Origin of the sequence: Actinomadura verrucosospora (assembly GCF_039540335.1) — a bacterium.
Classification (GTDB): Bacteria; Actinomycetota; Actinomycetes; order Streptosporangiales; family Streptosporangiaceae; genus Spirillospora; species Spirillospora verrucosospora.
Map to the genome: position 1 here is coordinate 13,946 of NZ_BAABEV010000029.1, position 13,682 is coordinate 27,627.

The 13,682-nt window shown below is 74.3% G+C and carries 14 protein-coding genes; 7 read left to right on the forward strand and 7 right to left on the reverse strand.

Features of this window, described 5'->3' with window-relative positions; all coding sequences use genetic code 11:
* Positions 1 to 29: 29 nt before the first annotated feature.
* Positions 30 to 2,576: a helix-turn-helix domain-containing protein gene (locus tag ABD944_RS27045; RefSeq protein WP_345181260.1), complete on the reverse strand. Its 2,547-nt coding sequence runs from the start codon at positions 2,574 to 2,576 to the stop codon at positions 30 to 32.
* Between the two features lie 152 nt (positions 2,577 to 2,728).
* Between ABD944_RS27045 and ABD944_RS27050 the strand changes: the two genes are divergently transcribed.
* The 4 genes from ABD944_RS27050 (at position 2,729) to ABD944_RS27065 (ending at position 5,018) form a co-directional block, all read left to right on the forward strand.
* Positions 2,729 to 3,184: a carboxymuconolactone decarboxylase family protein gene (locus ABD944_RS27050; protein ID WP_345181264.1), complete on the forward strand. Its 456-nt coding sequence runs from the start codon at positions 2,729 to 2,731 to the stop codon at positions 3,182 to 3,184.
* A gap of 47 nt (positions 3,185 to 3,231) precedes the next feature.
* The gene (locus ABD944_RS27055) at positions 3,232 to 3,702 is read left to right on the forward strand and encodes an iron chaperone (RefSeq protein WP_345181266.1); all 471 of its coding nucleotides are present in this window, start codon (positions 3,232 to 3,234) and stop codon (positions 3,700 to 3,702) included.
* 73 nt (positions 3,703 to 3,775) lie between these two features.
* On the forward strand, positions 3,776 to 4,498 hold the full coding sequence (locus ABD944_RS27060) for an SDR family NAD(P)-dependent oxidoreductase (RefSeq protein WP_345181268.1): 723 nt from the start codon (positions 3,776 to 3,778) through the stop codon (positions 4,496 to 4,498).
* Positions 4,488 to 5,018 carry a MarR family winged helix-turn-helix transcriptional regulator gene (locus tag ABD944_RS27065; RefSeq protein ID WP_345181270.1) on the forward strand — a complete coding sequence of 177 codons (531 nt, stop codon included), beginning with the start codon at positions 4,488 to 4,490 and terminating at the stop codon, positions 5,016 to 5,018. The genes ABD944_RS27060 and ABD944_RS27065 overlap by 11 nt, the downstream gene beginning before the upstream one ends.
* Before the next feature lie 41 nt (positions 5,019 to 5,059).
* Here ABD944_RS27065 and helR read toward each other — a convergent pair whose 3' ends face one another.
* The 3 genes from helR to ABD944_RS27080 all read right to left on the reverse strand — a co-directional run bounded on the left by helR (position 5,060) and on the right by ABD944_RS27080 (position 8,539).
* Complete coding sequence (gene helR / locus ABD944_RS27070) at positions 5,060 to 7,231, reverse strand: RNA polymerase recycling motor ATPase HelR (RefSeq protein ID WP_345181272.1); 2,172 nt, start codon at positions 7,229 to 7,231, stop codon at positions 5,060 to 5,062.
* Between the two features lie 268 nt (positions 7,232 to 7,499).
* Entirely contained in the window at positions 7,500 to 7,991 is a 492-nt protein-coding gene (locus ABD944_RS27075) for a cupin domain-containing protein (protein WP_345181275.1), read from the reverse strand.
* A 62-nt stretch (positions 7,992 to 8,053) separates the two neighbouring features.
* Positions 8,054 to 8,539: a carboxymuconolactone decarboxylase family protein gene (locus ABD944_RS27080; protein ID WP_345181277.1), complete on the reverse strand. Its 486-nt coding sequence runs from the start codon at positions 8,537 to 8,539 to the stop codon at positions 8,054 to 8,056.
* A 193-nt stretch (positions 8,540 to 8,732) separates the two neighbouring features.
* Here ABD944_RS27080 and ABD944_RS27085 point away from each other — a divergent pair, with 193 nt between their 5' ends.
* Complete coding sequence (locus ABD944_RS27085) at positions 8,733 to 8,942, forward strand: hypothetical protein (RefSeq protein WP_345181279.1); 210 nt, start codon at positions 8,733 to 8,735, stop codon at positions 8,940 to 8,942.
* A 63-nt stretch (positions 8,943 to 9,005) separates the two neighbouring features.
* On the opposite strand, the gene ABD944_RS27090 is transcribed toward ABD944_RS27085, so the two are convergent.
* The gene (locus tag ABD944_RS27090) at positions 9,006 to 9,512 is read right to left on the reverse strand and encodes a hypothetical protein (RefSeq protein ID WP_345181280.1); all 507 of its coding nucleotides are present in this window, start codon (positions 9,510 to 9,512) and stop codon (positions 9,006 to 9,008) included.
* Positions 9,513 to 9,518: 6 nt separating this feature from the next.
* Positions 9,519 to 11,639: an MMPL family transporter gene (locus tag ABD944_RS27095; protein WP_345181282.1), complete on the reverse strand. Its 2,121-nt coding sequence runs from the start codon at positions 11,637 to 11,639 to the stop codon at positions 9,519 to 9,521.
* A 94-nt stretch (positions 11,640 to 11,733) separates the two neighbouring features.
* Here ABD944_RS27095 and ABD944_RS27100 point away from each other — a divergent pair, with 94 nt between their 5' ends.
* Positions 11,734 to 12,228 (forward strand): MarR family winged helix-turn-helix transcriptional regulator, encoded by a 495-nt coding sequence (locus ABD944_RS27100; protein WP_345181285.1) that lies wholly within the window; start codon positions 11,734 to 11,736, stop codon positions 12,226 to 12,228.
* Here the strand turns inward: ABD944_RS27100 and ABD944_RS27105 are convergent.
* Positions 12,225 to 12,635: a VOC family protein gene (locus ABD944_RS27105; RefSeq protein ID WP_345181287.1), complete on the reverse strand. Its 411-nt coding sequence runs from the start codon at positions 12,633 to 12,635 to the stop codon at positions 12,225 to 12,227. The genes ABD944_RS27100 and ABD944_RS27105 overlap by 4 nt on opposite strands.
* Before the next feature lie 69 nt (positions 12,636 to 12,704).
* On the opposite strand from ABD944_RS27105, the gene ABD944_RS27110 reads away from it, so the two are divergent.
* On the forward strand, positions 12,705 to 13,577 hold the full coding sequence (locus ABD944_RS27110; RefSeq protein WP_345181290.1) for a class I SAM-dependent methyltransferase: 873 nt from the start codon (positions 12,705 to 12,707) through the stop codon (positions 13,575 to 13,577).
* Positions 13,578 to 13,682: the final 105 nt, after the last annotated feature.

Below are 13,682 nucleotides of genomic sequence, written 5' to 3' on the forward strand. Positions count from 1 at the left end.
GGGCCCCCCTTCCAGCCGGAACATCCGGGTCATGCCCCGGATCGGGCCTCCGCAACAGTGCGGGACGCGGGACCGCCCGGATCGAGGTCCCGCCGGACGGCCAGCGCGGCCGCGCGGTGCTCGGCGGCCGCCGCCGGGTCCGTCCCGTCGAGGACGGCGGCGATCCCCTCGCGGGCCAGCGCCTCGGCGTGGCGGTTCCCCAGCCTCGGGGCCAGTTCCAGCGCCTGCCGGTGCAGGCGCAGGGCCTCCTCCGGCCGTCCCGCCAGCCGGCACGTCTCGGCGTGGCCGTAGAGGAAGTGGATCTTCCAGTGCTCCTCGAACAGCTCGTCCAGCAGGGCGAAGGCCCGGCGGTGCGCGGCCAGCGCCTCCTCGTGGCGGCCCGCCTGCCGCAGGGCGACGCCGAGGCAGTTCAGGCACCATGCCTCGTTGTGCCGGTGGCCGTCCTCGCGGGCCAGCGCCAGCGCCCGCTCCAGGTGCTCCGTCGCCTCGCCGGGCTCCTCGGCGGCGATGGCGACGCCGAGGGTGATCCGGGCCGTCAGCGCGGGCGGCCAGGCGGGGTCGGCGTGCGGGATCTCCAGCACGGCACGGGCGAGCCGCGCCGCCTCCTCGCGCTGCCCGAGCTGCAGCATCGCCCACGCCTCGTACGCGCTCGCGTGGGCGGAGCCCGTCGGGCAGCCGGCGTCCTGGTACAGCCCGCCCGCCCGCCGGAAGAGGTCGAGCGGTTCCTCGACCCGGCCCTCGTCCCACTTCAGGTAGCCCCGCCGCATGGTCAGCTCGGCCTCCGTCCTGGCGTTCCCGGCCCGGGACACCAGCGGCTCCGCCGCCTCGTACGCGGCGTCCGCCTCCGCCATCCGTCCCGCGTTGTAGCGGGCGAAGCCGAGGTCGCTGTGCGCTTCCCCCAGTCGCGCCGGGTCGTCCAGCCGCCGCGCGGCGACCAGCGAGTGCTCGAAGAGGACGTTGAGGTGCGTGGTGCCGCACCGCCGCGCGAAGAAGGCCCGCATGCGGCGGGGCAGCTCGCACACGTGCGCGTCGGCTCCGGCGGCGACCGCCGCCTCGAAGACGGCCATCAGGTTGGTGTACTCGGTGGCGAACCACAGGAGCGCCGCGTGCTTGCCGGCGAACTCCGGCAGGTCGGCCGGCGGCGGGCCCGCCGCGACCTCCAGGCCGGAGCGCAGGTACGACACCGCGGCGTCCGCGGCCGCCGCCGCGTGCACGTAGTAGTCGAGCACCCGGCCGAGCGCCCGCTCCCGCTCGGCGGGCGGGTCCTCCTCGGCGGCGGCGCGGAGCGCGTGCTGGCGCACCAGGTCGTGCAGCCGGTAGCGCCCGGCCGCGGGCTGCTGGACAAGGTGCGCGTCGAGAAGGTCCTCCAGCATCGCCCGGGCTGCGCGCAGCGGGACGTCCGCCAGCGCCGCGGCCACGTGCTCGTCGAAGGTCGAACCGGGCACCAGGCCCAGCAGGCGGAAGAAGCGGCGCCGCCCCCGGTCCAGCTGCCGCACGGACATCGCGAACGCCGTGTCGAACTCCGTGGCCCCCTCGGCCATCCGCTCGACGAGGATGCCCACGGTCCAGCCCGGCCGGTGCCGCAGCCGCGCCGCCGCCAGCCGCAGCGCCAGCGGCAGGTGGCCGCACCGCCGCAGCACCTCGGCCGCGGCCTCCGGCTCGCGGGCCAGCCGGCCGTCGGATCCGCCCGGGTCGCCGCTGGCGCGGGCCAGCAGGTCGGCGGCCTCCCCCGGCGTCAGCACGTCCAGCGACACGGGGGGCACCTCCTCCAGGCCCAGCAGCCGGTTGCGGCTGGTGACCAGCGCGACGGACGGGCCCGCGCCGGGCAGCAGCGGGCGGATCTGGTCGGCGTCCACGGCGTTGTCGAGGACCACCACGGCCCGCCGGTGCGCCAGTTCCGAGCGCCAGCAGGCGGCCAGCGGCTCGATGCCTCCCTCCTGCGGGATCTTCTCCGACGGCACGTCCAGGGCGGCGAGGAGGGCCCGCAGCGCGGGGTCGGCGCCGAGCGGTTCCCGCCCGGCGGTGAACCCGTGCAGGTCGATGTAGAGCTGGGCGTCGGGATAGGCGGCGGCGAGCCGGTGCGCGGCGTGCACCGCCAGGCACGTCTTGCCGACGCCCGCCATGCCGTCCACGGCGACCACGCCGCCGGCGTCCACCGCGGCGAGCACGGCCGCGAGCTCGGCCTCGCGCCCGGTGAAGTCGGGGACGTCGCGCGGCAGGTCGTTGCGGGGCGGGCGCGGCGCGCCGGAGGGCGGGGCCGGGGGCTGCACCTGCCGGCTGGTCTTCGGCGGCGCGGGCAGCGGGCTGGAGGCCCGCTCCCAGAGGGGGCGCAGCGGGCGCGGGTCGCGCTTGAGGAGGCGGCAGAGCGCGATCACCGCCGTCCAGGGCGGCACCGTCTGCCCGCTGAGGTAGCGCGACAGCGAGGACGAGCTGAGCCCGGCGTCCCGCGCGAGGGCCCGGACGCCGAGCCCGGACAGCTCCTGCAACATGCGCAGCCGGGCCGCGAGCTCGTCCTGCGGGTCGCCCTTCTTTGCTCCGCGCTGTTGCACGACCACCGTCCCCGCCTTCCGTCCCACCGCGGCAGAACTCCTGCGGAGCGCGTCGCCGCTGCTCACGTGCGTTGCGCCTGTCCCACGGTGTCCCATCGACGTCGTCATCGTAGGCCGCCCGGGCTGGAATTGGGACATGCCCCCGACGGACGGGGGCACGACCGCAGAGGAGAACGCAGATGCAGTCCCGTATGAAGAACCCCGCGATGGTCCTACCCGGCGCGATGAAGCCCATCCAGGAGCTTTTCAAGGCCGTGCACGCCGGCGGCGTCTCGGAGGAGACCCTGGAGCTGGTGCACCTGCGGGTCAGCCAGATCAACGGCTGCAGCGCCTGCGTGGACGCCGGCGCGAAGACGGCGCGCAAGGCGGGGGTGACCGACGAGCGGCTGGCCACCGTCGCCGCCTGGAGGGAGGCCCCGTACTTCACCGAGGAGGAGCGCGCGGCGCTGGCGCTGGCCGAGGCCGCGACGCGGCTGGCCGACCGCGCCGACGCCGTGAGCGACGACGTCTGGGACGCCGCCGCCACCTACTTCGACGAGAAGGAGCTGGCCGCGATCGTCCTGATGATCAGCGTCACCAACCTGTTCAACCGGCTCAACGCCACGACCCGGCAGATCGCCGGCGCGTGGGGCTGAGCGCGCCCCGTCCGGCGACCCCCTCAACGAACCAGGAGAATCCCGTCATGAGCGACACGAAGAAGAGCACGAGCGCGGCGTCCGGCGAGAAGTTCGACGGCTTCACCGCCGAGGAGCGGGCCGCGATGAAGGAGCACGCCCAGGAGCTGAAGAAGGCCGCGCGCCGCAGCCCGGGCAAGGCCAAGGCCGACGGGGAGGGCGACGTCCTCGCCAAGATCGCCGAGATGGAGGACGCGGACCGCGCCATCGCCGAACGGGTGCACGAGATCGTCCGGGCCGCCGCTCCGCACCTCGTGCCGAGGCTCTGGTACGGCCAGCCCGCGTACTCCAAGGACGGCAAGGTCCTCTGCTTCTTCCAGGCGAAGGCGAAGTTCAAGACGCGGTACGCGACCCTCGGGTTCAGCGACGTGGCGGCCCTCGACGACGGCGCCATGTGGCCGACCTCCTTCGCCCTGCCGGAGCTGACCGCCGAGGGCGAGGCGCGGATCGCCGGCCTGGTGAAGCGGGCCGCCGGCTGAAGGCGCGGCGGGCTGCGCCCCGGGGGCTCCCTGCTAGGGTGAATTTAGACCTAAACTCAGAGGGGGTTCCGACATGGCGCGCACGATCGTGGTCAGCGGCGGCGGCACCGGCATCGGCAGGGCGGTGGCGGCTCGCTTCGCGGCCGGCGGGGACCGGGTGGCCGTCGTCGGCCGCCGCGCCGCGGTGCTGGAGAAGGCGGCCGGAGAGATCGGCGGCACCGCGCTGCCGGCCGACCTGAGCGATCCGGACGGGGTCGAGCGGGTCCGCGCCGAGCTGGCCGAGCGCTTCGGATCGATCGACGTGCTGGTCCACGCCGCGGGCGGCAACGCCGAGTACCAGGGCGGCTCCGGCGGCGTCCTGGAGCGGTGGACGAGCAACTTCCGCACCAATGTCCTGACGTCGGTGCTGCCGACCGAGGCGCTCCGCGACCTGCTGAACCCGTCCGGGAGGGTCGTGTTCATCTCCTCGGTCGCGGCGCTGCGCGGCTCGGGCGGCACGTCCTACGGCCCGATGAAGGCGGCCCTGCACCCGTACGCGTTCGACCTCGCCGCCGCGCTCGGGCCGCGCGGCATCACGGTCAACGTGGTCGCCCCCGGGTTCATCGAGGACACCGAGTTCTTCGGCGGCTCCATGAGCGACGAGCGCCGCGCGGCGCTCGTCGCGCAGACCCACACCGGGCGGGCCGGGACGCCGGGGGACGTCGCCGAGACCGTGCACTGGCTCGCCTCGCCCGGCGCCGGGCACGTCACCGCACAGATCGTCCAGGTCAACGGCGGTGCCGAACGTGGCCGCTGAGCCGCCGCGCGACGGCGCCGACGCCATCCAGGACGCCTGGCGGCGCGAACTGCCGGGCGTCCCGGTGGAGTCGATCGGGGTCGTCACCCGGATCTGGTGGGCCGCCAAGGTCTTCGGCGACGAACGCCGCCGCCTCCTGGCGAGGCTGGGGGTGGACGTCGCGACGCTGGACCTGCTGTCCACCCTGCGCCGCTCCGGCCCGCCGTACCGGATGAGCCCGGGCGAGCTGGCCGACGCCTGCATGGTGACCCGCGGGGCGATCACCCAGCGCGTGGAGCGGGCCGCCGGGGCCGGGCTGGTCGAGCGGACCACCCCCGGGTCCGGGTACCACGCGCGCGCGGTCACCCTCACCCGGGAGGGCAACGCCCTGCTCGACCGCGTCGTCGCCGACCTCCTCGCCGCCGAGGACCGGCTCATCGGCCATCTCGCCCCCGACCGCCGCGAGCAGCTCGCCGACCTGCTGCGCGAGCTGCTCGCCGGGCTCGGCGGCCCGAGCCCGGCGAGCCAGGTCGGGGACTGACCCACCGGGGCCCGGCCGGCCCGGGGTCCGCGCGGACGGTGTCAGGAGCCCGTGAGGACGACGAGCTCCCGCGTCGCCCGGGTCATCGCGACATAGCGGTCGACCGCGCCTTCGATGCCCTCGCCGAACCCGTCCGGGTCGACGAGCACGACCAGGTCGAACTCCAGCCCCTTGGCCAGTTCGGGGGTCAGCGACCGGACGCGGGGCCTTCCCTTGAACGCGGGGGCGCCGATGACGCAGGCGACCCCGTCGTCGTTCGCGTCGAGCCAGGCGTCGAGAACCCGGTCCAGGTCCGCGACCGGTCCCCGGACGACGGGGATGCCGGTGGCGCGGATCGAGGTCGGCACGTTGGCGTCCGGGAGCGCGGCCCGGATGACCGGCTCGGCCTCCGCCATGATCTCCTCCGGCGTCCGGTAGTTGATGCCGAGGGAGGCCAGCTCGATCCGGTCGAGCCCGACCCGTTCGAGCCGTTCCCGCCACGACTCGGTGAACCCGTGCCTGGCCTGCGCGCGGTCCCCGACGATGGTGAAGCTCCGCGACGGGCAGCGCAGCAGCAGCATCTGCCACTCCGCGTCGGTCAGCTCCTGCGCCTCGTCCACGACGACGTGCGCGAACGGGCCGGCGAGCAGGTCGGGGTCGGCGACGGCCAGCGCGCTCTCGTCGACGAGGGCGTCATGGAAGTCCTCGCCGCGGAGCATCGTCACGAGCCCCGTCCCGTACTCGTCGTCGGCCACCTCGGCGAGGTCGTCCACGACCCTCTCCCTGCGCTCGCGCTCGGCGGCGAGGGCGGCCTCGCGGCGGCGCCTGCGCAGCGAGGCCCCCGGGTCGCCGAGGCGCTGCCGCGCCGCGTCCAGGAGCGGCAGGTCCGACACCGTCCAGGCCTGGGCGTCCTCGCGCTGCAGCCTGCGGATCTCGTCCCTGCCGAGCCAGGGAGCGCACAAACGCAGGTAGGCGGGAACCGACCACAGGTCGCCGACGAGGTCGGCCGCCTCGATCAGCGGCCACGCCCGGTTGAAGGCGGTGCGCAGCCCCCGGTCCTGCCCGAGCGACCTGCGGAGCATCTCGGGCGACGCCGCCCCTTCGCCCTCGTCCACCCCCTCGTGCTTGTCCGCGAGGATCGTGAGCAGCTCCTCCCAGATCTGGTCGCGCGCCTCGTTGTGCGGCGTGCCGGGCTCCGGCGCCTGGAACGCCTCGGCCCAGTCGGCGGGGCTCAGCCAGACCTCGCCCCAGTGGGCGCTGACCTCCATGCCCTCGGTGGGCGGGTTCTCGTAGAACGCGACGGCCTTCTCGATCGCCTTCACCATGTCCGCGGACGACTTCAGGCGGGCCGCCTCCGGGTCGGTCTCGACCGCCGCGCCGGGCCCCTCGGCGACGAGGTCGCGCAGGGTGCAGATCTGCACGCCCTCCTCCCCGAGGCTGGGGAGCACGTCGGACACGTAGGCCAGGTAGGGCTGGTGCGGGCCGACGAACAGCACCCCGCCGCGGTGGTGGCCGAGGCGGGGGTCGGAGTAGAGGAGGTAGGCGGAGCGGTGCAGGGCGACGACCGTCTTGCCCGTCCCCGGTCCGCCGTCGACGACGAGGGCGCCGCGGGACCCCGCGCGGATGATCGCGTCCTGGTCGGCCTGGATGGTGCCGAGCACGTCGCGCATCCGGTCCGAGCGGTCGCTCCCCAGGCTCGCGATGAACGCGGACTGGTCGTCCAGCGCCGCGTGCCCCGCGAACCCCTCGGCGGTGAACACCTCGTCCCAGTAGTCGCTGATCCGGCCGCGGGTCCAGCGGTACCTGCGGCGGCTCGCCAGCCCCATCGGGTCGGCGTGGGTCGCCCCGAAGAACGGTTCGGCCGCGGGCGAGCGCCAGTCGAGCAGCAGCCGGCGGCCCTCGCCGTCGGTGAGCCCGAGCCGCCCGATGTACACGGGCTCGGAACCGTCCGCGGCGGCCATGTGCCCGAGGCAGAGGTCGAGGCCGAACCGGCGCAGCGTGCGCAGGCGGGCGGTCAGCCGGTGGATCTCCATGTCCCGGTCCATCGCGCCCTGGCCGATCCCCCCGGGCGCCCTGCGCTCGGCTTCGAGGCGGTCGGACAGGTCGGAGATCGTCTGGTCGAGGCACCGCGCGACGGCCGCGAAATGCCGCTCGTCACGCTCGATCAGCGCCGGGTCGGCCTTGGCGGACAGGCGCTCGGGGAGGTCGAACACGCTGGCGGTCAGAGGATTCACGTATCGGCTCCGGGTCGTGATCGCTGGTCGTGGTGGCGAGTTCCCGCGACCGCCGGGGAGCCGCCGGCGGACCGCCGTCCCCGCGCCACCGGCACGACGACGACGGCCCTGCGCTGCGCCCCCGGTCTTCGCAGGTTCCGGCCTCGGCGGACGATTCTGCGGCACGACCCGGGTCTTGCCGCAAGCCCCCCGGTGCGCTATACGTTGAGAGTGGAGGGGAGAGTTGCCCTACGCGCGCCCTCCATTCCCCCGGATTCCCGGCCCCACCTCAGACCATGTACTGGTCGTGACGGTGGTAGAGGTCGGCCCACTGCTGCTCGCTGAGCCGCCGCCCGCTCTTCACGATCTCCGCCAGCTCCTCGAAGTAGGCCTCGCGCGGAGCCCCCGGGGCGAACAGGACCAGCATCGAGGCCGCCCCGTGCGGATTGTCGAACGCGTGGATCCCACCCGGCGGGACGAACAGGAAGTCGCCGGGCGAGGCGTCGACCCAGCGGTCCCCGTCGTAGAGCGCGACGGTGCCGGACAGGACGAAGAACGACTCCGACATCGTCTTGTGGAAGTGCGCCCCCGCGCCGCGCCCTGGCTCGGCACTCATGTCCCACCGGTAGAGCCCGTACTGGCCGCCGGTGGATGCGCCCGTGGCCAGGTAGTGCACCTCGGAGCGCGTGCCGATCAGCAGGTCGGGCGCGGAGCCGCCCTCCCGCATCCTGCCGCTGACCTCGCCCTCGTCTCCGTGGAAGAGCTCTTTCGGATACGACATTCCGTCCTCCTCTTCGGGTGTCCTCCCCATCGTGGCGGCCGGCCCTGACGTTCGCGCGCCGGTCAGTCCGCCAGGGCGGCGAACATGCCGGGCTCGTAGGAGCCGCCCTGGTTGCGCGCGATCACGCCGAGCCGGTTGGCCGCGTTGATCATCGCCACCAGGTAGACCAGCGCGGCGAGCTGGTCGTCGTCGTAGTGCTCGCGGGCCCGGGCCCACGTCTCGTCCGAGACGCCCTGGTGCGCGTCGGCGAGCCGGGTGCCCTCCTCGGCCAGCGCCAGCGCGGCCCGCTCGGCCTCGGTGAAGACGGTCGACTCGCGCCAGGCGGCGACCAGGTGCAGCCGGACCGCGCTCTCCCCGGCGGCCGCGGCCTCCTTGGTGTGGAGGTCCACGCACCAGCCGCAGCCGTTGATCTGGCTGGCGCGCAGCATCACCAGCTCCTGCAGGTCCCGGGGCAGCGACGACTGCTCGATCGCCACGCTGACGGCGGCGAACCGCCGGCCCACCCTGGCGGCGAACTCGTTGGTCATCAGGTTCAGACGGGGTTCCATGCCTTTGCTCCCTGCGTGTTGAGGTGCGCACCGCGCGGATCGTTCCCGCGGCGGCCTGACGACCATGGAGATGCCGGCGCCCCGCTCCACGTGACAGCGCCGCCCTGTGACCTGCGCCACGTCCCGGCCTCCCGGGGCGGAGGGCGGGGCGGCCGGGTCGTTAGAGCCGGATGTGACCGGGTAGCCGTATGCGGTGGCCGGAGGAGCCGGCGACTCGATCGACACCGAGGGGGCGGAGTTGACCACGCCGGAGGAGAACGCTCCGAAGACCGAGGACACCGACCAGGCGGAGCCCGGCCAGGAACGCGGGAAGCGGCCTGACGTGCGCACCGAACTGGGCGCCGAGCTTGAGGACAAGATGGCGGAGAAGGGGCTGTCCCGGGACGACTTCTCCGAGTCCTGAGGCGGTCCCGTCGCCGCTGCCCCGTGGAATGACGGGCGGCCTCCTCCGAGCACTCCCCAGGCGCTACTCGGGCAGGGGCTGAAGGCTCAGGTCGCAGAGGCGGCAGCCCAGCATGCCGTTGTAGAGGGCGTGCTTCGGGCAGCGCTCAAGGTGTTCGGGGGGCGGCGGGACGGTCCAGTCGGGTCGTGTCGCCGGAGTCCGCACCGGGATGGGCGCGGGCCATCCGTCCACCATCGCGCGGTACCGGCCGAGGTAGTCGAGCGCGAAAGGAGGGTGGTAGGCGAGCAGGTCCCAGCCGTGCCGGGTCAGCGCCAGGTCGAGGACGCGCAGCAGGAACGCCTTCTCGGCCGGCCAGTTCGCCGTCCACGGGAGCTCGTTCAGATCGAACCCGTCCGTACCGCGGCCGAGGCGGTGCCCGTCCGCGAAGTACAGCACGAGATTGCTCTCCCAGGCGGATCCCGTGAGGGCGCACCCGGCAAGGGTGAGCACGTCGAAGAAGACGTCCGTCCCGCCGTTGGACAGGTGCAGATCACCCTCGGACGTCCCGAGGGCTTCGAAGGTGTTGCTCACGCCTCGTCACCTGTCTCCCCGGGCGGACCGGACGGTCTCGGCCGTTCCGGCGTCCTGCGGATGGTGGTCGAAACGGGCGGGCCACCACACCTTGGGGCCGATCATACGGACGAGCGCCGGAACCAGCAGAGACCGGACCACGAGCGTGTCCAGCAGCACGCCGAACGCGACGATGAACGCGATCTGCGCCAGGAAGGACAGCGGGATGACGACGAGGGCGGCGAACGTGGCGGCCAGCACGACCCCCGCCGAGGTGATGACGCCGCCGGTCGCCGTCAGGCCGCGCAGGACGCCCTCCCGCACGCCCCAGCGCCGCGTCTCCTCCCGGACCCGCGACATCAGGAAGATGTTGTAGTCGACGCCGAGCGCGACCAGGAACACGAAACCGTAGAGCGGCACGGAGGCGTCCAGGCCGGTGAAGCCGAACAGGTGGCGGAACACCAGGGCCGCGACGCCGAGCGTGGCGACGTAGTTCAGCGCGACGGTCGCGATGAGCAGGACGGGCAGCGGCAGCGAGCGCAGCAGCACCACCAGGATGACCAGGATGATCGCCAGGACGACCGGGATGATGAGGGTCCGGTCGTGGGCGGCGGTCTGCTGGGTGTCGTACTGCTGCGCGGTGTAGCCGCCGACCAGCGCGTCCGCCCCGGGGACGCCGTGCACCGCGGCGCGCAGGCGCTTGAGGGTGGCCTTCGCGGCGTCGCTGTCGGCGGCCGCCTTCAGCGTCGCGTCGATCCGGATCCGCCCGTCCACGATCTTCGGCGGCCCGCCGGGACGGCCCGACGCGCCGACGGGCGCGGCGTCCGCGACGCCCTCGGTGCGGGCGGCGGCGTCGGTCACGGCCCTGGCCTGCGCCGCGTCGGCGATGATGATCGCCGGCTGGCCGGACCCGCCGGGGAAGTGCTGGGAGAGCGTGCGCTGCGCGGCGACGGAGGGCGCGTCGTTGATGAACGTCTCGTCCAGCGGGACGCCGTGGGCGCGCAGCCCCGGCGCGAACGCGGCGCAGGCGATGAGGGCGATGCCCGTCCCGGCGACGACGCGGCGCGGGTGCAGGTCGACGAGGCGCGCGACGCGGGCCCACAGCCCCCTCCCCCCGTGGGCGCCTTCGGCCGGGGGCCTGGGCTTGGCGGGCCAGAACGCGACCCGTCCGAGCACGACGAGGACCGCGGGGAGGAACGTGAGCGCGCTGAGGACGGCGCAGGCGATGCCGATGGCGCCGACGGGCCCGAGGGCCCGGTTGTTGGTGAGGTTGCTGAGCAGCAGCGCGAGCAGTCCGAGCGCGACGGTGGCGCCGCTGGCGACGATGGCGCCGAACGATCCGCGCACGGCCGCCCAGCCGGCGGCGAAGCGGTCCCGGCCCGCCGCCTCCTCCCGGAAGCGGGCCGCCAGCAGCAGCGCGTAGTCGGTGGCGGCGCCGATGACCAGGATCGACAGGATGCCCTGGACCTGGCCGTCGACTCTGACGATGTCGTTCTTGGCGAGCGCGTAGACCACCGCGCACGCCAGGCCCAGCGCGAACACCGCCCCGAGGATGATCACCAGTGGGAGCAGCAGGCTGCGGTACACCAGCAGCAGGATGAGCAGGACGGCGACGAGCGCGACGCCCAGCAGCAGCCCGTCGATCCCGGCGAACGCGTCCGACAGGTCGGCCTGGGTGGCGGCCGGCCCGCTGATCTGCGCCTTCGTCCCGGGGACGGTCTTCGCCGCCGCCCGGACCTCGTCCAGCACGGCCGGCAGTTCGTCGCCGAGGTCGGGTCTGAGGGGGACGACGCCCTCCAGCGCCCGGCCGTCGTCCGAGCGCAGGGCGGGCGACGGCGCCCCGAGCGTGCCGGGCGCGCCCCGCAGGCCGGCGAGCGCGCGGGTCGCCGCGTCCCGCTGGGCGTCGGAGACCCGGCCGTTCGCCGTCCACACGACGATGGCGGGCACGGTCTCCTTCTCGGCGAAGGCCTGCTGGGCCCGCAGGACCTGGGTGGACTCGGCGCTGCGCGGCAGGAAGGCGGCCTGGTCGTTGGTGGAGACGTCGCCGAGCTTCCCGGCGTACGGGCCGAAGGCGCCGCCGACGGCCAGCCAGACCAGGAGCAGCACGGCCGGGATCGCCCAGCGGACGGGGCGCGGCGGTGTACGCATCGGTTCCTCCAGCGAGTTCGACCTGCGGCGGCCCTACCCACAAATAGCTCAATCATTAACTATCTCAATGATTGAGTTAATGTAATCTGTCCGCATGCCCGAGGGAGCGGAGGAGACGGAGGGTCCCGCCGGCCTCCGGACGTTCGCCGTCGAGCTGCGCCGGATGAACGCCGAGTTCAACCGGATCGCGCACGAGTTCGCCCACGCCAGCGGCCTGCACCCCACCGACGTCCAGGCCCTGGTAGCGATCATGGACGCGCCGCTGCGCTCCCCCGGCCGGCCGATGACGCCGGGGCGGCTGCGCGAGGAGCTGAACGTCACCTCCGGCGCGGTCACCGCCTGCCTCGACCGCCTCGAACGCCTCGGCCACATCACCCGGACGCGCGACCCCGCCGACCGGCGGGTCGTCCATCTGCGGTACGAGCCGTCGGCGATGGCCATGGGCCGCGAGTACTTCCGTCCCCTGGCGGAGAGCACCGACGCGGCGCGGAGCGGGTTCAGCGAGGAGGAACTGCGTCTCGTCCTGCGCTTCCTGCGCGCGATGAACGAGGAGCTGTCGGCCCTCCGCACCCGGGGTTCCGGCCGCTAGGGGCGCGGCGGGTCCTCGGCCGGACCGAGCAGGTCCCAGCGGTTGCCGGCGATATCGAGGAAGACGGCGACGCGTCCGTAGGGTTCGGAGCGGGGCGGCGTGACGAACTCGACGCCCGCGGCCGTCATGCGCTCGCGGGCGGCCTCGAAGTCCTCCACCCGCAGGAAGAACCCCACCCGCCCGGCGACCTGGTCGCCGACAACGGCGGCCTGCCGGGAGCCGTCCGCGCGGGCGAGCAGGATCCCGGTCTGGGCGCCCGGCGGCCGGACGACCACCCACCGCTTGGGACGCCCGTCGTTGGTGAGCGAAGGCGAGTCCTCGACCAGGTCGAACCCGAGGGCGCCGGTGAAGAATTCGACGGCTTCGTCGTAGTCGTCCACGACGATCGTGATGAGATCGAGCAGCACCGTCACGAGGGTACGGCGCGCCGCGGTCGTCCGGGCGACGAGGCGGCCGCGAACGAAGGGACACCCGCCATGGACACGAGGGAAGGAAGCCGCACCGCCGTGCTCGTCTGCCAGGCCCGGGCCGTAGCGCACGGCCGCCTGGCCCCGGACCGGTTCGCGGATCCCACCGCGTCGGCACTGCTGGAGCCCGGCGAGCTGGCGGCGGTGGAGCAGGCCCGCTCGGGCGTGCCTCCCGAGGGCTGGGGGCCCCGGATGGAGTACGAGTTCCTGCGGGCCACGGCGGAGGGGCTGGCGCCCCGCACGGTGGCCGTCGACGACGCCGTCAGGGAGCGCCCCCACCCGCAGGTCGTGATCCTCGGCGCCGGCCTGGACGGACGGGCCTGGCGCATGCCCGAGCTGGCCGGGACCGCCGTCTTCGAGGTCGACCACCCCCGCTCCCAGCAGGACAAGCGGCGGCGCGCCGCGGCTCTCTCCCCGCCCGCCGGGAAGATCGCCTACGTGCCCGTCGACTTCACCGCCGACAGGCTCGACGACTCCCTGGACGCGGCGGGGCACCGGACCGACCGGCCCACCACCTGGATCTGGGAGGGCGTGGTCCCCTACCTGACCCGCGCCGAGACGGCGGCCACGCTGCAAGCCCTCGCCAAGGCGTCCGCGCCGGGAAGCCGGCTCGTCGTCCACTACCAGGCGCCGTCGCTGGTCGCCTCGCTCGGCCGGCCGGTGGCCCGTGCGATGAGGCGGCTGTCCCGGCAGCCCGACCCGATGGCGCACGAACCGTGGCGGTCGGCATGGACGCAGGCCGCCATGCGGGAGCTGCTGACCGGGCAGGGTTACGCGGTGGCCCGCGACACCGACCTGCTCACCCTGGCCGGGGCGCTCGCCATACCCGTCCGCAGCCGGCGGACTCTCGGTTCCGGCCGCGTGCTGGTCGCCGACCGCTAGCCCGGCAGGTGGTGGTTCGACCGTCCCCGGTCCTGCTTCCGGCACTGGCCCCCTCGCCTCCGGACGCGCATGAACCCCGCCGGGCGGGAACACCTCCGTTGCAGG

Excerpts from the sequence above, each read along its gene's own strand:
- ABD944_RS27095 (WP_345181282.1), bottom strand. The coding sequence starts at position 11,639 with ATGCGTACACCGCCGCGCCCCGTCCGCTGGGCGATCCCGGCCGTGCTG.
- ABD944_RS27110 (WP_345181290.1), top strand. The coding sequence starts at position 12,705 with ATGGACACGAGGGAAGGAAGCCGCACCGCCGTGCTCGTCTGCCAGGCC.
- ABD944_RS27080 (WP_345181277.1), bottom strand. The coding sequence starts at position 8,539 with ATGGAACCCCGTCTGAACCTGATGACCAACGAGTTCGCCGCCAGGGTG.
- ABD944_RS27050 (WP_345181264.1), top strand. The coding sequence starts at position 2,729 with ATGCAGTCCCGTATGAAGAACCCCGCGATGGTCCTACCCGGCGCGATG.
- ABD944_RS27055 (WP_345181266.1), top strand. The coding sequence starts at position 3,232 with ATGAGCGACACGAAGAAGAGCACGAGCGCGGCGTCCGGCGAGAAGTTC.
- ABD944_RS27060 (WP_345181268.1), top strand. The coding sequence starts at position 3,776 with ATGGCGCGCACGATCGTGGTCAGCGGCGGCGGCACCGGCATCGGCAGG.
- ABD944_RS27100 (WP_345181285.1), top strand. The coding sequence starts at position 11,734 with ATGCCCGAGGGAGCGGAGGAGACGGAGGGTCCCGCCGGCCTCCGGACG.
- ABD944_RS27075 (WP_345181275.1), bottom strand. The coding sequence starts at position 7,991 with ATGTCGTATCCGAAAGAGCTCTTCCACGGAGACGAGGGCGAGGTCAGC.